The following is a 22,801-nucleotide window of genomic DNA, read 5'->3' as shown; positions in this document are numbered from 1 at the left end:
TGGCGGGCTAAATTTATCAGGGCAATCGAGTTGCCCTTAAATCAAAAAAGCGATTACTTGTCTTGGTGGATCGCGAACTTAGGAGTTGTACCCTTGTTTCTATTCGCAGCCTTTCTTCTAGAACCAGCTTTAACTTTCTTATTTGATCTTCTAGTTTTTGTAATTCTTGTATTAGATACCATGATTACTCTCCTATATCTTAAAAACTTAAATTTCTCTATTAATTCTACGCGAAGTAGAACCAAGTTTTTACCTAGATCTGGCCAAGTTGTCAAAGTATTAATAGTTAACTGCTTAATTCTCCTGGCACCAAATGCCGTAAGTAGCTGTAATCAAGAAAATACTGACATTCAATTTATTCACTTAGCAATTGGTGAGTACAGAAAAATCCCCGTTAGCGGGCTTGTTAACTATGCCACCAGTAATAAAGAACTCATTTCAATAAAACACTATGCAGCAAAAGAAAGTCTTATGATCAGAGCAAAACAGCAAGGTCATAGCTCCCTAAAGGTCTGGAGAAAAGGAGGAGTAACGCAAGAATTTAATATTTTCATACATACGAAAGTGCAAATATCAAAGGCACGAATGACACTCCTTACTCTAAATTCAATCGGTCTCAAAGCAAGCCTTGTTAATTCGACGATCATGGCCTGCGGAGAAATTAAAACTCTACAAGAGTTAATAGCTTTTTCAAGAGAGCTAGAAAAAGTAAATAAGAACTTCGAAATTAATAATCAAACTCAACTTTCTGAAAACTTACAAAAAGAAATAGCAAATCTCATCTATGGGAATTTTATTAAAAATAAGATCACCAATGTTTCTTGTAAATTTGATTCAATTCCCATTAAGTGTAAGCTCCCGAAGTCAAATTATGACTTAAAATCTATAACTGACTATTGGTTAAGTGATATTCCAATCATATTTATTCAAACCGATGAGGCACTTCTTCTCCCAAATTATAAATTAAAAACGCGTCTTATCTTACTTGAGTCCGCAAGTAGTGAAGTACTTTCCTTAGGTCTTAATAAAATTTCTAATAATCTCTATGCTCTCTTAAAGAAAGACTTAAATTCCTTTATTGGTGAAAATTTAATAAATTTTGAAAACAAGAATATTAAGCTCTCTTCTATTGCTACTCCAGAACTTATGACAAGAATTAATAATGAAGGTGAAATTAGTATTGGAAGTGAAATACCTTTTACTCAAGGGTCGAACGATGAGTTTACAACAAATTGGAAATTTGCCGGTCTTAAATTAAAGACAAAAATTGAAAAGGAGAATGATCAATTCTTTTTAAACATAGAAACCGAGTTATCTAGACCTATTTCTAATGGCGCCAATGCAACGATTAGTTCAAATAGAACAAAATCCAGAGTGAGGTTACAACTAAATGAATCCTTGCAGATTGTTGACATTGGCCATCAAGGAATTCAGAGTGAGGATAGCTCTCTTCCCTATCTATCAAGAATACCAATCCTTGGAAGATTATTCTCCTCAACATCAGAAATAGAAACTTTTAAGAATATTAAACTCTTTGTACAACTGGAGAGATTCCCATGAATATAGCAGAAGATATCTATAAGATTTCAAGAAAATACATAAATGATTCCATTAGCCGAAGCCACTATCCAAGTCTTTCAAATATTCATACAAACCTAACAATAGAGTTTGGAGAGGATTGGCATATACTTCTACCTAAGGAAAAATTAAATAATTGGTTTGAAACAATTTGTCACTTTAGTTTTTTAAAAATGAGAGATGGGCTTGAGGAAATTATTATTCACAATGAAGAAAGTATTCAATATTTCCAAAAAGAGAGAACAACTAATTTCTCTACAGACTTAGATTTTAAGGATATTACTTTAAGCTATAAGCTTCTCTGTTTAGAATATAAAGTTGACTGGAATATCTCTAGCCCATTTGTAAGCTTCAAGGCCAGTAAACTTGGTCGAAACATTCGTGTGACTCTAACTCATGCCTCTCTTTCAGAAGAACATTCTCATAAGTGCTCTATAAGATTCCATAGTCAAGAGTCCTACTCAATAGAAAGTTTCTTTAATAACTCTCAAGATAAGGAGATTATTTTAGAGAAGTTTAATGAGAAGAAAAATATTATTGTTTGTGGATCAACGGGCTCAGGAAAAACATCTTTTCTATCTTCCCTTCTTACTTACTCAGAGGAAAATCAGCACATTTTTATAATTGAAGATACACTAGAGCTAAAATCTCCAGGGCCTACAACAACAAGGCTTGTAGCGAGTGAAAAGCCTCGTCACTCTTTAAGTGACTATTGTTCCTACGCCCTTAGAATGCGCCCAGAAAGGATTGTTCTCGGAGAAATAAGATCCCACGAGGTCGTGCCACTTATCTTAAGTACAAATACTGGTCATAAGGGAATACTCACAACTCTTCATGCAAGTAGTGCAATGGATTGTCCAAAGAGAATTTCCACCCTTCTTTGCCTTTACTCCGGAATTGGTGGAATGAATAATGAAATTGCTCTAGAACTAATATCGACAGGAATTGACATCATCATTTTCATGGAAAATAAGAAAGTTAAAAGTGCAATTGAATTGCTTGGTCATGAAGCTGGAAAAATTAATTATGAAGATATTCTAGAATCCAAGGATGTATTTTCTCCGCAAAAACTTCAATATCTTCGTTAAGAATTTTTAAACTGATATATTCATCAGTCTGCTTATAGATTTCAAACTCAGAAAGTTCTTTCAGAGGAAGAATAATATCCTTTGCTAATAATTTTTCACCAACAATAGTTAGAATATCCTTATCAATAGCAAGGCCTATTGGACCGCTTTTAATCGGAAGTTCATGAATTCGAGTTCCAGACTCAGCAGGAGAGAGAGTTGACTTAACTAGTACTGGAAATTTCTTTCTAATCGCTGGCTCTAATGTCCTCTCAAAGAGAACTTTAGCTCCAAAATGGGCCAAGAGGGCCGCGTGCTTATAGTTCAGCAGAGGGATAAATCTTGCACTACTTAAAACTCGTGGGTCACATGTAGCAACCCCTGCGACATCAGTCCAAATAGTAACTTCACTTGCATCTAGAACTTCTCCTAGAATCGTCGCACTAAAGTCAGATCCTTCTCGTCCTAAAGTTGTCGTCTCCCCAGTCATTGTTGAGCCAATAAATCCTTGAGTTATAATTAAGTCACTCTCAGAAATCTCACCCCATTTAGCAATATTTTTCAATGTCTCTCCAATTAAAGGAGAGGCTAAATTCCATTGATCGTTTGTTCTTAAAACTTCTCGAATATCTTTTAGTATGACATTCTTTGAAGAAACTCTCTGTAGATACCTTGAAAGAATTAAACTAGATAACCTCTCTCCAATACTGTAGAGAGAATCCATTTTCTTTGAAATAACTTTTCCGTCACCATTCATACTTTTAGAGATTTCAAAAAGTTCACTTTCAATTTCAAATAGTGATAACTCAATATCTAATTCAAGCTCTCTAGTGATATCTCTATGTCTATTCATTAATTTTTGAATGAGTTTTTCTGTAAGATTTACTTCCGAAAGAGTTGAAGCATTTGCAATAACTTCCAATTCATTAGTAGTACTCTTCGTTGCACTAACAACAACGACACGACACTTCTCGTGACTTGAAATAATATTTGCAACTCGCTTCATGGCAGTAGCATCTTTTACGCTACTGCCACCAAATTTAAAAATTCTCAAGACTAATCTCTCGTAAGCTTCTTGTAAGTATGTCTCTTAGGATTGACAGCTGCATCTCCAAGACGTTTACGCTTATCTTCTTCGTAATCAGCAAAGTTACCTTCAAACCAAATTGACTCTCCATCACCTTCAAACGCTAGAATATGTGTCGCAAGTCTATCTAAGAAAGCTCTATCATGGGAAATAATAACCGCGCACCCCGGAAAGTCCACAAGAGCCTTCTCTAGGGCCTGAAGTGTATTTACATCTAGATCGTTGGTAGGCTCATCCAGTAGAAGAACGTTACCACCAGTTAGAAGAGTAGAAGCAAGGTGAACTCTATTTCTCTCCCCACCTGACAGCTCTCCGACTTTCTTTTTCTGATCTTCGCCAGAGAAGTTAAACTTCGCAATATAAGCTCTAGCATTAACCTCTTGCTCTCCAAGCTTTAAAAACTCAGTACCACCAGAAACGGTTTCATAAATTGTTTTATTAGCGTCAAGAGCACGTCCCTGATCCACATAACTAAGTTTTACAGTTTCCCCTACTTTAAATGTTCCTGAAGTTGGTTCTTGCTCTCCTGTAATCATTCTAAATAATGTTGTCTTACCAGCACCGTTAGCACCAATAATACCAACAACTCCACCAGGAGGAAGTTGGAAATTTAAATTATCATAGAGAACTCTATCGTCAAATGCTTTGGCCACACTAGTCGCTTCAATAACGGAGTTACCAAGCCTAGGTCCAGTAGGGATAAAGAGTTCATTTGTTTCATTTCTCTTTTCCTGTGAATCTCTATATCTATCTTCATAGCTTTTGATTCTTGCTTTTGATTTAGCCTGACGAGCTTTAGGAGAACTTCTAATCCACTCAAGCTCTTCTTTCATAGCTTTTTGCTTTTTAGATTCAGTCTTCTCTTCTTGTGCTAGTCTCTTCGACTTTTGATCTAACCAATCAGTGTAGTTACCTTCAAATGGAATTCCCTGTCCTCTATCAAGTTCAAGTATCCAACCTGCAACATTATCTAAGAAGTATCTATCGTGGGTAACTGCAATTACTGTTCCCTTATATTGTTGAAGATGTCTTTCAAGCCACCATACAGTTTCTGCATCAAGGTGGTTAGTCGGCTCATCTAATAATAGAATATCTGGTTTTTGAAGAAGCAATCTACATAGAGCGACTCTTCTTTTTTCCCCACCAGAAAGAACACCACACTTTTGATCGCTCGGTGGACATCTAAGTGCTTCCATTGCAAGGTCAAGCTTACTGTCAAGCTCCCAAGCTTCTGCATGATCAAGAGCATCTTGAAGCTTAGCTTGTTTATCTAAGAGATCGTTCATTTCATCATCGCTCATTGGCTCAGAGAACTTCATCGACATCTCATCAAATTTTGCGAGCATATCAACAACTTCCTGACATCCTTCTTGAACAATTTCCTTAACTGTTTTTTCAGGATCAAGCGCTGGCTCTTGTTCTAAGTAACCAACAGTATAACCCTTGGCCATATGAGTTTCCCCAAGATGATCCTCATCAATCCCCGCAAGAATTTTTAAAAGTGTCGACTTACCAGAGCCGTTAAGACCTAGAACACCAATCTTCGCGCCATAGAAGTAGGAAAGAGAAATATTCTTTAGGATATGTTTACTCTTAATTACTTTCCCCACTCTATTCATTGAGTAGATGATTTGCTTGTCGTTTGGCTGGGCCATTTGTTACCTCTGCTTTGTGTCATAAGTATTGAAAATTTAAATACTAAACTATTACAGCTAGGCCCAAAATACAATCTCTTGAAGCGTCAATTTAGCTAAGTTAGAAGCTTTCCCACAAAACTAAAGAGGTAGACGAAATAGCCTAGGAAACCACCTATTAGTAGGGCAAAGAATTTGGCTCCATTCATATAATCATGAAATTTCTTATCTCCAAATGAACGAAGAAACTCCAATTCCTCTTCTAATTCATCTAAATTAGCAACAAGGCCTCGCCCAGTTTCTTGCCACTTAGATAGAATTGAGAAAAAGAGTTCATCCCACTTAGACAGACGCTTCGATGAGCTCTCCTTCATTCCCTCCCAGTCTATATTCTTAAGCACTCGGCTCACAGAGAGGCCACTCTGAGATAAGGACTTCACAATAAGAAGATTCTTAAGCCTAATAACTCCTCCTCTAATATAGAGCTTTTCTAGGAGATAATTTGCTCCAAGCAGGAATAAGATCGCTAAGACTTGAAGAAGAAAAATGATTATGTAGGTTGTAGGAGAGCTCTCAAACATAGAGTTTGTAATAAAAATCATAACGAGTATTAAAAGGGCCATAATTAGCTGCTGAAAGTAGGCGCCATAGAGAATTCCCTTAAGCTTCTTCCTCTCCCTATCCGATTTATATGCCTCCTTCTTTAAAATCATTAAAGATTCAAAAGCCTTGGCTCCATAGATTTTTCTTACTTCGAGGAGAAGTTTTGCTACTCGGTAAAGGTCACTCTCTTTTTTTGGAGGAGTAATTTCTAACCCCTCGATAAGTTCAATAACATCTTTATAGCTACTTGAACGGAATTTTAGTAGCTTCCTCGGTTTTAACAATAAAATAAAAGGGAGAAAAACTACGAGATATTCCATACTTATGAACTCCAAAGAAGATTGACGATTGACGTTAAAAGGATTTTTTGAAATAAACAACTCACATGAAAACAACGAACGAAGAAAATTCACAACTGAAGAATCCCGAGCTCTACACGCCTAGCGTGGAGATTATGAATCTAGAAATTCTCATCTCAAAGCTAAAAGGGATTTGTCATGAAATCGACCCTTATACAGAGTTAACACTTAGTATGAAAGAGAGATTAATTGATGTAGGGATCGAAGAATTCAATGATCCGTTTGCTCTTACAAATCTACTACTATTTACGACAGAAAATGCCATTGAAAAATTGGCTATCTTAAAAGACGAGCTTTAATTCCATGGTAAAAAAACATAAACTCTCAAGGGTCAAACTTCACCCTGCGACACTTAAGCATGCAAAGAAAGGCCATCCTTGGGTAACAGAAGATTCTTTCACAAAAGAATTTCCGAGAAAGGAAAACCTCCTCATTGGAAAAAATCCAAATAGTGATGAGAGGCTACTACTACTGCACGATCCAAATCATAAGAAAGTAAAAGCTAGAATTTGGGAAATTGGAACAGAACTGCCAGAGTCTCCAAATGGGTTTATTAGAGCATTTGGAATAAGACTAGAAGAATCTTTCCTTAGACGTAAGTCTGTTCTAGAAAAACTTCAAAGAGATAATTTCTATCTTTGCTTCGCAGAGGCAGATGGAATCCCAGGGCTCATGATTCAAAAGTTTGGAAATGTTGCCCTTATTCAAATTTACTCTGACTTTTGGTTCTTTTTTAAAAATGATATCAGACGTCTTGTTAAGGCCCATTGTAGAACACACTTTCCAGAGGTTGATAAATTTATTTTTCAACAGAGAAAAACTTCAGACTCTGTAAATTTTGAGAACCTTGAAAATAAGTTAACTGAAATTACAATACAAGAGTTTGGAATCAACTACCATCTTCGCTTTGATTATAGATACGATATTGGAATCTATAGTGATATGTCTTCAATTAGAAAGAAGCTCACAAATGAATTTAGAAATGCTGATTCAGTATTAAATCTCTATTCTTATACTGGTGCTTTTAGTCTCTTTGCTCTCGCCCATGGAGCAACTGATGTTCATAGTGTTGACCTATCTAATGACTATATCAAATGGCTTGAAAAAAACCTTGAAATAAACCCTGAATTAAAATCTGAAAATCATCATAGTAAGATTATGTCAGTGGAGAAAGCCCTTAAGCAATATATCGCAGAAGGAAAGAAATTTGACCTTATCGTTTGTGATCCTCCAAGCTTTTCGAGCGATGGGAAAAAGAGTCAAAGCGCACTTAAGAGCTACGATAAATTAATCCCTATGATGGAAGAGTGCTTAAGTGAGAAAGGTAGAATTGTTGCCTTTATCAATACTCATCATGTTCTAAGAAGAAAGTTCAATGAAAGAATTGAACAACTTGCTCATGCAAGCTCTTTAAAAGTTTGTAAAGGGCTTAGAATGGAAGAAGATTGTATTTCACTTGGAGGATTTCCCGAGGGAGATTATCTAAAGGGAATACTTCTAGAGAGAAAATAAGACAGTAGTTCACTTTTGCAATACAAGAGATGTTGCAGGGACCATTAATCCAGAAACGGGACTTACTGATGCAGAAGAAGATGACATCATTGCATTCTTGCACACTTTGACTAATGAAAAGTACGAGCATCTTAATCAATAGAATTTAATACAAAATACAAATTCCTTAAAGGAGCTTTTAAAGCTCCTTTTTTATCTACAAGTAACGCTTGCGTTAGCTCCAATAAGTGGATCCATATAAGGATTATTCGCAAAAACAAACCCTCTCATACATTGACCAGGCATAATCACACCATGCTGAACACCGCTAAAATTATAACCGTAACTCGTTCTTCCGTTGATATTTAAAGAACAACGAAGTGGTCTATATGAAGCGAAATTACAAGCCTCACACTGTGCCTTTGCACCACTTATTAAAAAGCAATTTGCTCTTGAAGTATAATACGCATTTGCGTTAATACTAATTACTGACAGTACTATTAGAAGCAAAGTTCTCATATAATTTCCCCTTTTCTTTGGTCATATCAAGACCTATAAAAAAAAGTCAAAACTCTAGTTCATATTAGTAATTTTTTTAGGATTAGGGCCCCTTATAAAAGGGGCTTAGGAACTTAACTATTTAAAATTTAATTAATCACAAAGAATGTGCCCTTCAATCGATTCGATATCAGTCCACTTAACTGTTGGATTTGATCCTGCGTACTTAGCACTTCTAACTACTACCCTCGTGCTATTTGGGTGATAATCATAAGTATAATTTACAGAAAAAGTCGTTGTGTAGTAATAGTCAACAACACCTTGGTCAACACGATCAACTTCAACTACCGTCTCAACTTCTTTAATTCCGTATGGATTAATGCAATTAAACTTATCAGTTAATGCCTGTGCAACTTCAACTTTTAAAAGCGGGTGAAGAGCAGAATCTACTTGGTAAATTGATTCCACAGTATTAGCGCTAACAGCTAGAGTTGATAATAAGAAAAGTGCTACTAGAAATTTCATAGAGTCTCCTTAGGACAAAATTATTGATTGAGACTTAATTACCACTCACTCTTTCATCATTACAGTTATGGTTCTGTTAGGAATAATTAGGATTATTTAACGAAGAAAGTTTACACAAAAAAGGCCTTCAAATTTGAAGGCCTTAGATTCTATTTTAAATTTTATACTAAACTTATTTCACAATTCTATCACGCCAAGCTCTAATATCCGTAGCAAGGTAGTCATACTTCATTGAATCAAGCGTGTATTGGGCGAATTCATAATCAGTTGTATGTGTTAGACACTCAGTAGGACAAACTGTCGTACAAAGTCCGCAGTAACAACAAAGTGCTGTATCAATTGTATATTGATGAAGATCTAATCTAATTGGATTACCATTTGATGCCTTAAGCTTTGGTGCGTCCTTATCTCTCTTCGTTGCTGTAATATAAATACAATCAACAGGACAGGCTACCGCACACTGGTAACAACTAATACAATTTTCAGCATCATTAAAGAGTCTTGATCTTGAGTTTTCAGGAAGAATTTCTCTAACTTCTGGATACTCAATAGTCACAGGCTTTACACCATAAACATACTTAAGAGTAATTCCCATACCAGCTGATACAGTTCTCACAGCATTGTAAATATTTAAGAACCACTTCTTAAAAGTAAGAGGCTCCGGTTGTCTTGTTGTAGTAAATGTTGTTGTATTCATCGGTCAACCTCTCCAAGAACGATATCAATTGAACCAATTGAAGCAACAAAGTCAGCAATCATCTGACCAGGGGCCATTACAGGTAGCATTGATACGTGAGTAAAACATGATGACTTAACTTTAACCCTATAAGGATTCTTAGTTCCATCTGCAACAATGTGGTAACCAAGCTCACCTCTTGGGCACTCAGTTCTCATGTAGACTTCACCTTTTGGTACTTTTAGAACTTTTGGAACTTTCCCCATAATAGGACCTTCCTCAATTCCTTCAAGACACTGGCGAACAATTTTAATTGATTCAAAGATTTCCATTATTCTTACGTAATAACGATCCCAGCAGTCCCCAACTTGACCCTTAATACCTTCACCAACAACTGTATTAAAATCAAATTCTTCATAGATCGAGTATGGTCTCTTCTTTCTTAGATCCCAGTCAATTCCAGAACCTCTCAGAACAGGACCTGTAGCTCCAAATTCGTAAGCAGTTTCTTTTGAGATCACGCCTACATTTGCAGTTCTTCCAATGAAGATTGAGTTCTCACCTACTAGAGCGTGGTACTTTTTAACATTCTCTTCAAGCTCTACTAAGAAGTCTTCAATTCTCTTTAATTGAGAATCATTGATGTCAGTCCAAACTCCACCAATCCAGATATAGTTATAAAGAAGCCTCGCTCCTGAAAGTTCTTCAAAAATTCTAAGGATAAATTCTCTATCTTGGAAAGCGTATAGGAATGGAGAAAAGGCTCCAAGGTCAATGGCATATGTTCCAAAGAACATTAAGTGAGAGGCAATTCTCTGCATCTCGGCCATCATAACTCTTATATACTCTGCTCTCTTAGGAACTTCAGTTCCAAGCATTTTTTCAATAGCTAGACAGTAACCATGCTCCATATTCATTGCAGCAAGATAATCCATTCTATCTGTATAAGGAATGATTCCTCTATAATCTAGAAATTCAGAATGCTTCTCTTTACATCTGTGAAGATATCCAAGATGTGGAATAGCATCTGCAATTATTTCTGAATCCGTTTTAATTTCAACTCTAAGAACCCCGTGGGTCGCCGGATGCTGAGGACCCATATTAAGAGTTAGAAGATCAGTGTGAAGTTTTTCTTGTTTAGAAATATCCATCTTACTCTCCCTTCTCTTCGGCTGAGTCTGCTGAATCAGTCTTAGCTTTCTTTGCTGCCTTAATTTCAGCAACTCTATCCTTAGCTTTATTGGCTAAGTCTTGATCGATCCATGCATGATCATCAACCCATGAACCAGAAACTTGTGTTGGATCTTCGTGATTGATTCTCATCTTTGCAAAGAATTCAATATCATCTCTATTAATTTTCTCTGGAGGATTAACAAGCATATCCATATATTTTTCTTGAACGACATAATCTTTTCTTAGTGGATAACCTTCCCAATCATCAGGGCAGAGAATTCTTCTATGATCAGGATGGTTTTCAAAAACTACACCAAGCATGTCATAAGTTTCACGCTCTAGGTAATTTGCAGATTTCCATATATCGCAAACGCTCTCAACAGAAGGAAGATTATTGTCATCCCCTCTTGGAACTCGGGCCTTTAAAATTAGCTCTGTATTTTCGATGAAGCTCGCCATGATGTAATTGATTTCAATTTCTTTTTCTTCAAGGTAATCAACACCTGAGATAACTTGAAGAACATTCATTTTAAACTTATCGCTATTTTTAAGAGCAGAACAAGCTTGCTTAATATGAGTTGAAGCTATTGTTACTGAGCTATCACCAACTTCTGCAATATTAGCAACGGCATTACAACCTGCAACTTCAGCATTTAAAAATGTGACAATTTCATTATGCATGCTTCACCCACTTATCTCTAAGAAGTCTTTCGTTTGCTATTTTCTTTTGAAGAGTCATTAAACCTTCGATTAAAGCTTCCGGTCTCGGAGGACATCCTGGAACGTAAACATCAACCGGAACGATTTCATCAACACCCTTAAGAACGTGATAACCGTGCTGCCAATAAGGTCCCCCCTTATTTGCACAAGATCCCATTGAGATTACATATCTTGGCTCTGCCATTTGCTCATAGAGAGTTTTAATTCTTGGGGCCATCTTAAGAGTTACAGTTCCTGCAACAATCATTAAGTCAGCTCTTCTTGGTGTGGCCATAAAAGCTCCACAACCAAATCTTTCCAAGTCGTACTTAGAAGCACCTGTTGCCATCATTTCGATTGCACAACATGCTAAACCAAATGTCATAGGCCATAGAGAATTCTTACGACCCCAATTAAAGAAGTCATCCAACTTCATCAAAACGACGCTGTCTTGCATTAGCGTTTTCCTTTCTTTGTTCAATTTTAGATTTTTGAAATTATCTCATAATTTTTACCTTTAGGACACGTTTTAGTCAATGTAAGGGCGTGAAAAAATACCGATTTACTCAGACAAATGCTGTGCAATATGAGACGACGAGATTAGTCAAAATAAGATTTAAGGACGAAACTGTGAACAACGCGACTTGTAAGAAGCATAGAGATTTTTGAATTGCCCATGCGCTGCTGAGGCTGGCTGACGTGTATTTGATGATATTCCATCACGCATCATGGCCAGACGATTATAATCATTTTCACAAGCTTTCCCCATAATTGTTGTAAATTCACTAAGTGCTGCCACAGGGTAAGGCAGCCCATAGGCCGAAGAAATATAAAGAGCTTCTCCGTTGCCGATTTTAGGGAAGCGAGATTTTTTCCAACCATATTTATTGATGATTTCATCAAAGTTGCCAGAAAATTGTCCCACATCATAGAATCTTTCAATTCCGAGGGCCTTTGAGAATTTACCTGTTGTTGAGTCCACAACATTCTTACAATTTGAATTAACGCTGAAACTACTTGGTCTTAATTCTTTTAGAACTCTACATTCAATTAAATAAGCATCAACCTCTCCACCTCTTCCTTCAATAACAGAGCTCACAAATTGGTCTACTGTAAAGTTTGAGATATAAGGGTTAAATGGCTCGCGGTATGAGTAATGAGTCAGTTCATGAGCCAGATCTAAAACCGCATCTTTAAAAGAAAGTCCTTTGTTTAAATAAACTTTAGACTTTGTTTGATAGTGAATCTCACTAGGGTTTTCTGGGGAAAATTTTCTGATAAGTGTCGTATCAGTTAGAGAACTATTGCCAGCATCAATAACATCACGCAGAGTCGAACCAACACTTCTTGCTTTTAAAGAAGCTTTTTCTAAAACAAGCTTTCCAGTGCGGGAAGTTTTAAGTGTTTCAATAACCTTATCCAAAGACTTTTCTTTACCTACTCTAGAATTAAACCAGCTAGACTTCCAATTTACCTCTGAATCAATATGAATTACTCTTTGACGTCGCTCAAATGATTTCGCCTCTACAACTTGAAGTAGAAGTAAAAAAGAAAATAGAATCAATGATTTAGATAAAGCAGTCATTGATCTATTTTCGGAATTTTACTTTGATGTCTTTAGAGCTTTAATCTTTTTTGAATGAAGTACTTTTTCTTCTTATTTTCTACAATTACCTGACCAATTGACTTAGTACTATTTTCCTTACCATCGACTCTAACTTTGAAGTTATAAGTTCCAGGCTTGAGGCTGAGTTCTGTCATTCGAATACTCGCAGGAATAGTTGTCCACTGTCTTGTATCCGCTTGTTCAGAAGCCTCAATTCCTTTACTTGAAGCAATATACTGTAAAACAGCACCACTCTTCGCTAGAAATTCATTCTTCTCTTTCAAGGCCTTATAAGTTGCGTAGGCGGCTAAGATTGCAATCACATGCTTTGTCGCAAGCCTTGCACCAAGCTTTGGATATAACCAACCAGATTGCTCAATGACGGCTTGATCTGCAATATCCCCCATAGGGTTTACAAGAGGAACAATAACTTCTTTTACCTTGGATTCCTTATCCCATACTTCCAGAACAAGGGGACCTTCAACAGTATGCTTTTCGATAATTGGTAACTCAAATGAAATAGCTGCTTGGCTTGCAGCCACATATCCTACCGCCATACCTACATTTGCGCCTACAGGATCATACTTTCCAGCGGGAGGCATAAGGCCTAAAATATCTGCAGCAAAACTACCAAGAATAATAGCGAGAGCTGGACTCTCTTTTGCTAAACTATCTCCAAGACCGAAGAACTGCTTTGATGGAACTTTTGCAGGTATGAGACCTTCTTCAATAAGAATTGCAACATTACCAACACCCATTGGCCTAATCACTTTAGTATCTATATCAAAAGGAGCAATTTCTCTCTTCCAAGTTCTTGGTCTAAGCTTCTTAGATAATCCTAAAATTTTTCCACCTAAATAGCTTCTAAGATCACTTTGATGTTTAGTAGTTGTAACATAGTCTTTTTCAACTTTCTTTATACCGAGTTTTGGAAATTTATCGAAGTCTTTAACGAAGTCATTACTTTTTAAATTAAATGTTTTATAAGCATTGTAATTTTTAACCAGTAAGTCATGGGCGTCTTTATAGAGTTGAAAAGCAATTTCTAAATCTTTTGAGCCTCCAATTGTTTCGTGAATTCTTCCGCCCAAAATTTTTGCTGCAAGGTCATTTTTAAAAATAGCCTCACCAGATCTTTCATTCTTTAAGTCTTTTAAAAATGAATCCCAAGCTAGAAGCTCCGCTCTTGCTCTATAAAGTTCCTGCCTTCTCTCACTTGCACTTTGATCTTTCCAAGTAAGAGAGAGCTTTCCACCTTCTTCAATTTTCTGCTCGTCAATTTTGTCTTTATAAGACAAAAGAAAGTGATTGAGCGCTTGATAATAGAAGAGCGTTGAGAGTTCATATTTTTCACCGTAGTAAATATCAGAACTCTCATTTCCAATATAAGTTTTTAACTTCTTTGAATAACGAACTGTATACTGCTTTCTCGCCAATTCCTTCGCTTCTTCTAAGGCCTTAATAGACTGTCCGTAATGACCTAGACCATGTAGAATAAGACCTTTCTCCATAAGATAAAGTAGTCTTGACTCTTCATTCTTCTTAAAGAACTCCGAAGCCTCCAAAGACGCTAGCGCCTTGGAGTAGTCACCGGATTCAACGTCTGTTCTCAACTGCTTAGATATCTTTCTCCCCCCTGTTGCACAAGAGGCCAACAGAGAGAGAGTTATTAGAAAAGTAAGAAGTTTATGAATTTTTACCATCCACTTCCACTTTGCTCAGAAAATTTTGAAAGCTTAGCTCTAGTTCTTAGAACTTCAAGACCTGTTTCAATATTAGTCATACGAACATTGATCGAGTATTGCTTAATTGTCTTCCCTTTTCTAGTTGCCGGCTTCATGTAAACATTTCCAAAAATCATTACATCCGCACCAACTTGCTTACCAATATTCTTTGCAGTATTTGGATCAACCATCCCATCATTTTGATAAGTAATTTCTTTTAAAATATTTTCTCTTGCTGAAGCATCAACAAGAATAAAATCTCCACTTGAAGAAATTTCATTTAAAAATTCATCATTGATATCATTAATTGGAAAGTACGCCTCCGAAGTTAAGTTCTTAACTTCTCCGATAAATACAGTTGGCGTTTTCCCACTCTTTTGTAAGTATCTCTTAAAGCCTTTGTGAGTAGAAATATTTTCTAAAATTTCTTTTACGACTCTTTCAGTATCACCTTGTACCCATTGATCAGTAATCTCCATTGCTTTTTCATCAGATTCTGCAGAGTCGACTCTCTTGGCCTGAAAACTTCCACAACTAGTAACAAGTAAGAGTGTTAAAAGTGTTGCTAATATTTTCTTCATTATATTCTCCTAATATTAAATTTCGCCTTTCTTGGCCTTAGTAAAGTTTTCTGCAGCATTATCTAATGCTTTCTTAACGTTAGATTTCGTCGCCTCATCCCCTGCTTGATTAGCAACAAAGTTAGCCGCTTGATCAACAGCATCAGCAAGACGCTTACTATCCATTCTTATAAATACAGCACAGGTGTAAGCACTAAAATCTTTCTTGGCCCCAAGCTCTGCTTTATAAGCGCGCTTTTCCCAATATGTCTTCACAATAGCCGCACCATTTATTAAGGCTTGGATTTTTTCAGCAAGAGTACTTTCAACATATTGTCTTAAAGGCTGAAGATTTGGGTTATTCTCATCAACAGAGGCATTTCCCTCCGTTGATGTAGCAAGTTGCTTATCAATGAAAGTCGCAATCTCACCACCAATATCTGCTTTCACATTGGCCTTAGCAATGTCACAGGCAATTCTTCTAGAAACCTTAGGCTCTGTTTCAAAAGAAAAGTATCTATACTTAGCTATATCTTTACCTTTATCCCTCGCCCATACTTCAGGATCTTCAATCCAACCTGGCTTATAGTTAGAACTTGCATCTTTTACAACATAATCTCTTTGAATCTCAGTGTTCTCACGTTCTTCAACTACTCTTTCCTTGTCAGACGATCCACAAGAGGCCAGTAGTAAAAGAGATGAAACGACTAATAGCGATTTTTTCATTAGAAACTCCTTAATCTATATTTAATTCATCAAACTTTTCATTTATAAAATTCTTAATTCCCGGAACTGCGTTTTCGTATGCTTGTTCCACACTTCTTCCCGTTTGGATAATTTCATATTTTAGGGCACCAATTTCGTTACCAGTTTTATCAAAGCTCTTCGCGTTTAAAATAAATTTATTCTTAACAAAGCCCTTTACCTTTATATATTGTGATTCCTGAGTAAGAGAAACAGCTACTTTATAATCCCCATTTTCTTTTGTTATAATGAAATCATTATCTGACAAGTTCAGCTTCACAGACTTTAAAACTTCTCTTGTCTTACTTATTTCTTTAACTGTTAAGGAAACTTTAACCCCTAGGGCCTTCTTTGCTCTTTTTAGAGTCAAGATTTCTGAAACTTTAACTGGTCCGGGGTAATCTATATTTCTTAGGATTCTATATCTATCGTGAATTGCCGATCGAATCTTTAATTTCTTCAGTGCTTTATTTAAAGAACTTCTTCTTCCGTCAGCAATAAAAGACTTTACCTCTGAATCTATAGTCTTCATTCTATCTTCAAAGATACTAGAAGTTTTTCTCTTATGAAGAGCAACTAAAGCAAAGAAGCTCTCAGAATTTTCAAAGCGCTCTTTTATATAGGCTCCTTCAATCACCTCTTCTGTGAACTCCTGAATATTCTTATAAGTGTCTTCGCTCACATCTCCAGAAATAACTCCATCTCCGTCTGTTTTAGACTCAGAAGTTGTGACGATTGAACTACTACTTTTCACTTTTGTACTGAAGATTTTCGCTAAAGATTCTCTCGCCGCAACCTCAGCCCCTAAGGCTCCCGCGGCTTCACCAACTGCACATAATTCAGTGGGAGGACAGAAAGTCATTGGAGAATTTACCCAAGCTGGAAGAGCGAAGACATTAAATTGCATAAAGAAGAGAAGAATACTTACTTTCATCATATATAAAAATCCAAGAATATTTTGATAAATGCTAACGAATTGAATTCAGAAATACAATTCATAATATTGAGTTATTTATTTATATTTCACATTACTCCCACTTGACCAACTAAATATTTTCAACAACTTAGACATCACAAAGGCCCTAAATAACCGACAAAAACGCTAAAGATTCCAAAAAAGCTTCCGATAAATCAAAGAGTAACTTAAGTTAAGGGAAGAAGAATGAATTCTAAGAATGTATCAAAATTGTATCTTATCACCACTCTTTTCAGTTTAGGTCCAGACTATGCTCTCGCCAAAACGCAATCCCACTCAGAAATGAGCAGTCTTCAAACTTTCAACTCTAGTATTGATGGTATAAAGGCCTTGAGCGCTAAGCTAAGCCCACACGACGAATCAATGAAAACGCTACTTCTTACTCATGAAGAAAAGAACGCTGTCCTTAAGAATATTGATAGTGTCTTAGATAAGAAAAATAAAGCTATCTTTGAATACATGAAACTCACAAAGTCTCTCAATTCTAAGATTGAAAAACTTTCTTTCTCTCAAAGAGTCAAAGGCGAATTTCAAAAAAGAGAATTGAGCAGCAATATTGATGACCAAGAGCAAGAGGTCTCAGAGCTTAAGGGTCTTATTGTTCAAAAAGATTTAAAAATTCAATTTCTAAAAAAATCAATTAAGAATCAAACGATTCAGTTGTCACAGAAAATTCAAAAACTAAATTTTAAAATTAAAAACCTTACAGATTCATTCAATGAAATGCCAAAAGAAATGGAAAAGGTGGCACTACTAACTCAAAGTAAACATATTGAGGAAATTAGAGGTCTTCAAAACCAATTGCACATGAAGAATATGACAATAGTTAGCTATCAAGATCAGTTAAAAAAATATCAAGATTTAGAGGATGTTGCGACAGGAAATAATCAGCTAGCACAGCAATTAAAAAAGTCTAATCAACAATTAGAGAACTACAAAGTATCTTATAAAGAGTTAGAAAAAAAGCTAGAAGCGGAAATAGGAAAAAATTCTCAACTAAAGACTTACGCTGAAAATATAAAAGCAGAATATAGCAACCATATCAACCTACTTCAGCAAAAATATGGAGCTGCAATAGAGAAAGTGAACTCAATTGAATCGAAGTACCTTGCACAGGGAAGTAGAATGCCTGCAAGTGTTGTTAACTACGAACCAGTAAAGAGCAATGTCGATCTTGGTTACTTAGTTGAAGTAGACCCTAGCCATTTGAAAATTATTCTAGACGAAAGCTTCTTCTTTAAAACTGGAGAATCTGAATTAAGTGAAGAATCTAAAATGAAACTTCAAACTATTATGAGTGCCTATAGTGAACAAATATTCACAAAAGATAAATTAAGAGAGAGATTAGAAAATATTCACATCATTGGTCACTCCTCCCCTCTATTTGAAGGAAAGTATGTCGATCCAACTCTAGCCTCAAAAAGGGCCTATCAATTCAACATGGAAATAAGTCTACAAAGAGCAAAATCTATTGTGGCCATAATGATTGATGAGAATACAAACCTACCTCATAAGAACGAAATCAGATCGAAGCTTATTATCTCTGGAAAATCATTCTCAGAGCCTAGACCTCTTCCAAGAGGACCTGCTAGCCTTTCACAAATGAAGTGCGGTGATTTTGATTGTCCATCTTCACAGAGAGTTGAGATCATTTTCGAGTTACAAAAAGCCGATTAAAGGCCTACTGACAACGTTTATTGCTAACAAAAATTTGACCTTGCCCACTACTATGGGCAAGTCAATTCCTACCTCCCCTTTAGTATCCATTACTTATCACTTTTTAATAAAGTTCCCCCCTTAAATTGCCTCCAAAGCCAGTTCCTATATGCTAGAGACATATAAGACTGGGGTAAAGCAGCATGAAGAAACTTTCAATTTCCACATTTGGAATATTTGTTTTTTGTCTATGCTTAAGGACATATTCCTACATGTCCTATCGAGAGCTTAAAGATAAAGTTAGCTCGAATGAATCTCTATTGAATGACGACAAGAAGAAAACGATTGCTCTATTAAACACTCTAAATGATCTATCGGAGAAGAGCTCTTCCGCTCCTAATTTTCGAGAACTTTCCTCTGCCGATATAAACCTTCAAAGAAGCAAGGACTCTCTTATTATTACTTTCATTGAAGACTTCTACGCAGCTAAAGAAAATCTATCCGCACTTAAATCTATTCAAAAAGAAATAACCAATCTAAATAAAGAACTAGACCTCGAAAATTCTCCTTTAGAATATCTCGATATAAAACTTCTCTACTACTTTGTCATAAGAGAAAACTTTGACTTAAGAGACTTTAAAGGCAGTATTATTTTTGAAGACTTAGGATTTAGTCCTGAGCAAATGGAGAAGATTAGAAAGTTCTCTCATACTAAAGAGTTTAAAAAAGAAATATATAAGTTTAAAAATATTTTCATTGAAGAGAGTTATGAGTCTAAAGATGAAACTCTTGCTCGGCTAGAGACGCTTGATAAACAAGAAACTGAAAAAAAGCCGCTAGAGTTTGAAGATTTACCAGAAGATGCTCAGATAGAATTTCTACAAGCAGCAGAAGATCAAGAAGTCGATCTTGAAAAGAAACTTCTTGAAATGGATTATACTCCTGAAGAAATTGAGGAAATGCTCACTGGATTTGAATTATAATTGGAGATATATATGAAAAGTAATTTTGAAAGAAGTAAAGTCTATAGACTCCTATTCCAAGGTAAGAAGTTTCTTATAAATCCTCCTTTTCAAAAGAAGTTTATGGGGTTTATTCTTGCTTCAGTTATCGTCTCCATGGGAGTTATGCACGGGGCGAACTGGGTATTCTTCAATCGATTTATGAATTATGGAGAAACACTCAATCTTCCAAGTAATCATCCTTTCTATCGCCTCTTACTTGAGCAGCAAGAGTTTATGACGCTCGTCTTTATTGTCAGCTCATCAATTCTTTCAATCATTTTATGTACTTTCGGCCTTTTCTTCTCACACAGAATTGCTGGACCAATCTTTCGTATTCAAAAAGTATTTACAGAGGCAAGTCAAGAAAAACAAAGAATTGATAACATTCACTTTAGACATGATGATTTCTTTCAAGAAATCCCCACAGCTATGAATGAGTACTTTCATCAACAGAAGAAAAGTGAGAATATAAAGAAAGTTTCTTAAATTCATCTGTAGACCAAAATTCTCTTTTGAGGAATAATAGAACTCATAGGAGAATTTAATGATTCAAGAAGATGGGTCAATTACTGACGAATTCGAAATACATTCTTTCTTTAGAGTACTTAATCAAAATAAAGGTCGTATTTGGCTATGGCAGCGCGATGAAGAAAATAGAATAGTTCAATATGCTGTTATTAGAAAAGTTGATCTCATTAAGCAAATAATTCATATCTCTCCTTGTAGTTCTAAAGGCTTTAAATTCAAATCCATTGATGAGTTCTTCTTCTATTGCGCAGATATATCTCTAGCATTTAAGTTTAAGGCCAGAGATATATCCAAAGAAATGATGATTTTCCCAATACCAAAGAAAATTCAAAAAGTGTCCAAAGCATTTCTAAAAGACGTCGAGCTCATAGAAAAAGAGAATGAAGATAAGTTTAAACACCTAAGAAACTCTCCAAGAGTTCAGGCCAGTAGTGATCAATCTGTCTCTCTTCGAAGAGTCGATTCATATGGAGAACTCTCTCATCAACAAAGTTTTCTTCTCTATGATATCTCTGGAGGTGGTATGGGGTTTCAAGTAGACGATCCTTCCGAGTTTGATATCGGAGAGAAAATTCAAGTGGTAGCAATTAACTCCAAAGAAGTTCCTAAAAAGATGTCTGGAGAAGTGGTGAGTATTAGACAAAATAGTGAGAAATTAGATGGATTTAAAGTTGGAGTAAAATTTACAAGTTAATCCCAACTCTGCTCTACACCTACACTTGTAGAAACAGATATTGGAGAATAGGCCCTCGCTTGTTTCCAAGAAGTCACATTCGTTTCATCTTCAACATCATATTCATAGTACATAAAGAAGTTCGCATCACCCGTAACTCTCGCACCGTCTTGAAAAGTTACAACAGTGGCGCTACCAAAGGAAATCATTCCCGGATTATTTCCACCACTTGGAATACACACTCCCGAATCATCATTTCCACCCGGATCTGTTAAAGTGAGATTAACTGTCTCGGTACAAACTATGACAACATATTGAGAGTTTGCTGGAACGATATAATCATTATCCATTTCATCTGTTGGCCAAAAAGATGCAGAATCGGATCCATCAGAGTCTGCCTGACTAACTGCTGTGACTCCCTTATTAGAGATGATTCGAATTCCATAAGGCGCATTCTGACTTCCCCCACCAGAAAAATCAATAGTATCTCCTTTATCACCAGAAAAGGCTTGAGTTGCTCCTGTAGAAAAATATATTGTTCCACTAGTTCCATTCTCAACAATTCCAACAGAACCTGTCGTTGCGGCAGGACCTATAATATCAGTTGATGGCCTCATCATCACAACACCATCACTTACATCCGAATGATAGTAAAGTCCCAGTATAGGAATATCACTTTCAATTAGCCCCATTTTAGAAACATCATAATTAATATGCTGAGTAGTTCCAGGCGCCAAAACATAAGAGTTAGAGTTAACCTGATTTCCTGCGCTATCATAATTAGTTATAGAGAAATTTGCAGCGACAGAATTAGGATTATAAATATCCCAATCATCGGTCCCTCGAGATTTAGGATAATTAAGTACTGTTGAAGAAAATGAAAGAGGAGCTACAGTATCTGAACCGTCATTAAAAGTCAGAAAACGACCGGAAATTGGACCGTCAACACCTATCAGGCCATTAACCACATTATTAAAAGTTGTCGCCAAACTTGGGGAAAGAGATTGCGACGTATAACCCGAATTTGTTAAAATACTCACGTTATTATTACTTGTATATGAAGAAACATTATAACTTCTTGGACCAGCTACAGTTGAGAGCTCATAATAGACATCTTTATTTACATCATAACTAAAAACAGCTTCTTTATTAGAGCCTGTAGGAATGGAATCATTTCCATACACAAGAATTAACTTACTTACCCCTGAGTTTTGAACTTTTACCCAAAGAGTAGAATCTCCCGCAGGATCCCACTTTTCAATCCAGAAATCTTGCTCATTATAGTTCTCATCAAAGAAGCGAATATCCTCACCATTTGCCTCTGCCTTACTATAGTCAAAATTTAAAGTAGTTAAATTTACTTTTACTTGATATTCATCCTGATCAGTAGCAGAGCTTAAGTCTATTTCTCTAAAGAAATCTCCACTGACAACATGTAACCCATAAGGATTTATTTGAAGAATCGTACTTCCTTCAACTACAACACGAATAGTATTTTCTGATCCAAAGTTAACACCTGTTAAAGTTGCTTTATAAACCCCATCTCCAGAGTCTACTGTTGCAGAGAATGATCCTGTAGAAGTTCCATCTCCAACAAGAGAGAAGTCCACATCCAGACCACCTTCACTTATGGCAACGCCATTTATATCTCTAGCCGTGAAAGTGACAATTGCCTGCTCACCAGGGAAGAGCCTCTCTTTTGTAATTGTGACGAGAGAATTAATGAGGGAAATATCGTCATTCGTTGGACCATCAGGAGAGCTTACAGGAGGACGATTAAATCGTCCTTGATCTACAACTTCAACAGACTCCTTCGCAGCATTACATGATACAAGTAATACCATGAGAAGACATAGAGTAAATATAAATTGAAAACCTCTAAACATTAAAACTATTCCTAATTCCCTTAGATTGATTTCTAAGGAAAGTATTAATAGCTG

The 22,801-nt window shown here is 36.1% G+C and carries 24 protein-coding genes; 8 read left to right on the top strand and 16 right to left on the bottom strand.

Translation table 11 applies throughout. The annotated features are described in order from the left end of the window. Positions 1-53: 53 nt before the first annotated feature. Positions 54-182, bottom strand: a complete 129-nt coding sequence (locus CES88_RS08105; RefSeq protein ID WP_290733205.1) for a hypothetical protein — start codon at positions 180-182, stop codon at positions 54-56. Here CES88_RS08105 and CES88_RS08100 point away from each other — a divergent pair. Together CES88_RS08100 and CES88_RS08095 are read left to right on the top strand one after the other, a co-directional pair. Continuing rightward, complete coding sequence (locus tag CES88_RS08100) at positions 181-1,560, top strand: hypothetical protein (protein ID WP_290733204.1); 1,380 nt, start codon at positions 181-183, stop codon at positions 1,558-1,560. The two genes, CES88_RS08105 and CES88_RS08100, sit on opposite strands and share 2 nt — an antisense overlap. Further along, positions 1,557-2,666, top strand: a complete 1,110-nt coding sequence (locus tag CES88_RS08095; RefSeq protein ID WP_290733203.1) for a CpaF/VirB11 family protein — start codon at positions 1,557-1,559, stop codon at positions 2,664-2,666. The genes CES88_RS08100 and CES88_RS08095 overlap by 4 nt, the downstream gene beginning before the upstream one ends. Here CES88_RS08095 and CES88_RS08090 read toward each other — a convergent pair. The 3 genes from CES88_RS08090 to CES88_RS08080 form a co-directional block, all read right to left on the bottom strand. Next, on the bottom strand, positions 2,599-3,699 hold the full coding sequence (locus tag CES88_RS08090; protein ID WP_290733202.1) for an aspartate kinase: 1,101 nt from the start codon (positions 3,697-3,699) through the stop codon (positions 2,599-2,601). The genes CES88_RS08095 and CES88_RS08090 overlap by 68 nt on opposite strands. 2 nt (positions 3,700-3,701) lie before the next feature. Further along, the gene (gene ettA / locus CES88_RS08085; protein WP_290733201.1) at positions 3,702-5,387 is read right to left on the bottom strand and encodes an energy-dependent translational throttle protein EttA; all 1,686 of its coding nucleotides are present in this window, start codon (positions 5,385-5,387) and stop codon (positions 3,702-3,704) included. A gap of 95 nt (positions 5,388-5,482) precedes the next feature. Continuing rightward, the gene (locus tag CES88_RS08080; protein WP_290733199.1) at positions 5,483-6,289 is read right to left on the bottom strand and encodes a hypothetical protein; all 807 of its coding nucleotides are present in this window, start codon (positions 6,287-6,289) and stop codon (positions 5,483-5,485) included. A 65-nt stretch (positions 6,290-6,354) separates the two neighbouring features. On the opposite strand from CES88_RS08080, the gene CES88_RS08075 reads away from it, so the two are divergent. Further along, positions 6,355-6,627: a hypothetical protein gene (locus tag CES88_RS08075; RefSeq protein ID WP_290733198.1), complete on the top strand. Its 273-nt coding sequence runs from the start codon at positions 6,355-6,357 to the stop codon at positions 6,625-6,627. 4 nt (positions 6,628-6,631) lie between these two features. Then, complete coding sequence (locus CES88_RS08070) at positions 6,632-7,840, top strand: class I SAM-dependent methyltransferase (protein ID WP_290733197.1); 1,209 nt, start codon at positions 6,632-6,634, stop codon at positions 7,838-7,840. Positions 7,841-8,032: 192 nt separating this feature from the next. Here the strand turns inward: CES88_RS08070 and CES88_RS08065 are convergent, their stop codons facing one another. The 11 genes from CES88_RS08065 to CES88_RS08015 all read right to left on the bottom strand — a co-directional run bounded on the left by CES88_RS08065 (position 8,033) and on the right by CES88_RS08015 (position 16,961). Then, entirely contained in the window at positions 8,033-8,338 is a 306-nt protein-coding gene (locus CES88_RS08065) for a hypothetical protein (protein WP_290733195.1), read from the bottom strand. A gap of 132 nt (positions 8,339-8,470) precedes the next feature. Next, positions 8,471-8,842, bottom strand: coding sequence for a hypothetical protein (locus CES88_RS08060; protein ID WP_290733194.1), 372 nt, complete (start codon positions 8,840-8,842; stop codon positions 8,471-8,473). A 172-nt stretch (positions 8,843-9,014) separates the two neighbouring features. Then, on the bottom strand, positions 9,015-9,539 hold the full coding sequence (locus CES88_RS08055) for a 4Fe-4S binding protein (RefSeq protein ID WP_290733193.1): 525 nt from the start codon (positions 9,537-9,539) through the stop codon (positions 9,015-9,017). Then, the gene (locus CES88_RS08050; protein WP_290733192.1) at positions 9,536-10,669 is read right to left on the bottom strand and encodes an NADH-quinone oxidoreductase subunit D; all 1,134 of its coding nucleotides are present in this window, start codon (positions 10,667-10,669) and stop codon (positions 9,536-9,538) included. Before CES88_RS08050 ends, CES88_RS08055 begins: the two co-directional genes overlap by 4 nt. 1 nt (position 10,670) lies before the next feature. Beyond that, positions 10,671-11,372: an NADH-quinone oxidoreductase subunit C gene (locus CES88_RS08045; protein WP_290733191.1), complete on the bottom strand. Its 702-nt coding sequence runs from the start codon at positions 11,370-11,372 to the stop codon at positions 10,671-10,673. Continuing rightward, a complete protein-coding gene (nuoB, locus tag CES88_RS08040) occupies positions 11,365-11,871 on the bottom strand; it encodes an NADH-quinone oxidoreductase subunit NuoB (protein ID WP_290733190.1) in 507 nt (168 codons plus the stop codon). The genes CES88_RS08045 and nuoB overlap by 8 nt, the downstream gene beginning before the upstream one ends. A 135-nt stretch (positions 11,872-12,006) precedes the next feature. After that, positions 12,007-12,975, bottom strand: coding sequence for a hypothetical protein (locus tag CES88_RS08035; protein WP_290733188.1), 969 nt, complete (start codon positions 12,973-12,975; stop codon positions 12,007-12,009). Between the two features lie 32 nt (positions 12,976-13,007). Beyond that, positions 13,008-14,699: a hypothetical protein gene (locus tag CES88_RS08030; RefSeq protein WP_290733187.1), complete on the bottom strand. Its 1,692-nt coding sequence runs from the start codon at positions 14,697-14,699 to the stop codon at positions 13,008-13,010. Beyond that, positions 14,693-15,301: a hypothetical protein gene (locus CES88_RS08025; protein ID WP_290733186.1), complete on the bottom strand. Its 609-nt coding sequence runs from the start codon at positions 15,299-15,301 to the stop codon at positions 14,693-14,695. The genes CES88_RS08030 and CES88_RS08025 overlap by 7 nt, the downstream gene beginning before the upstream one ends. A gap of 15 nt (positions 15,302-15,316) precedes the next feature. Further along, complete coding sequence (locus CES88_RS08020; RefSeq protein WP_290733185.1) at positions 15,317-16,006, bottom strand: hypothetical protein; 690 nt, start codon at positions 16,004-16,006, stop codon at positions 15,317-15,319. Positions 16,007-16,016: 10 nt separating this feature from the next. Continuing rightward, positions 16,017-16,961 (bottom strand): LPP20 family lipoprotein, encoded by a 945-nt coding sequence (locus CES88_RS08015; protein WP_290733184.1) that lies wholly within the window; start codon positions 16,959-16,961, stop codon positions 16,017-16,019. A gap of 225 nt (positions 16,962-17,186) precedes the next feature. Here CES88_RS08015 and CES88_RS08010 point away from each other — a divergent pair, with 225 nt between their 5' ends. From CES88_RS08010 to CES88_RS07995, 4 genes are all read left to right on the top strand, one after another. Further along, the gene (locus tag CES88_RS08010) at positions 17,187-18,677 is read left to right on the top strand and encodes an OmpA family protein (RefSeq protein ID WP_290733183.1); all 1,491 of its coding nucleotides are present in this window, start codon (positions 17,187-17,189) and stop codon (positions 18,675-18,677) included. A gap of 182 nt (positions 18,678-18,859) precedes the next feature. Beyond that, a complete protein-coding gene (locus CES88_RS08005) occupies positions 18,860-19,639 on the top strand; it encodes a hypothetical protein (protein ID WP_290733181.1) in 780 nt (259 codons plus the stop codon). Between the two features lie 12 nt (positions 19,640-19,651). After that, positions 19,652-20,146 carry a hypothetical protein gene (locus CES88_RS08000; RefSeq protein ID WP_290733180.1) on the top strand — a complete coding sequence of 165 codons (495 nt, stop codon included), beginning with the start codon at positions 19,652-19,654 and terminating at the stop codon, positions 20,144-20,146. A gap of 58 nt (positions 20,147-20,204) precedes the next feature. Continuing rightward, positions 20,205-20,882: a PilZ domain-containing protein gene (locus CES88_RS07995; protein ID WP_290733179.1), complete on the top strand. Its 678-nt coding sequence runs from the start codon at positions 20,205-20,207 to the stop codon at positions 20,880-20,882. Here the strand turns inward: CES88_RS07995 and CES88_RS07990 are convergent. After that, positions 20,879-22,747, bottom strand: coding sequence for a DUF2341 domain-containing protein (locus tag CES88_RS07990; RefSeq protein WP_290733178.1), 1,869 nt, complete (start codon positions 22,745-22,747; stop codon positions 20,879-20,881). The two genes, CES88_RS07995 and CES88_RS07990, sit on opposite strands and share 4 nt — an antisense overlap. Positions 22,748-22,801 lie beyond the last annotated feature (54 nt).

Source organism: Halobacteriovorax sp. JY17 (assembly GCF_002753895.1).
Classification (GTDB): Bacteria; Bdellovibrionota; Bacteriovoracia; order Bacteriovoracales; family Bacteriovoracaceae; genus Halobacteriovorax.
This window is presented reverse-complemented; position numbering and strand designations above follow the sequence as displayed.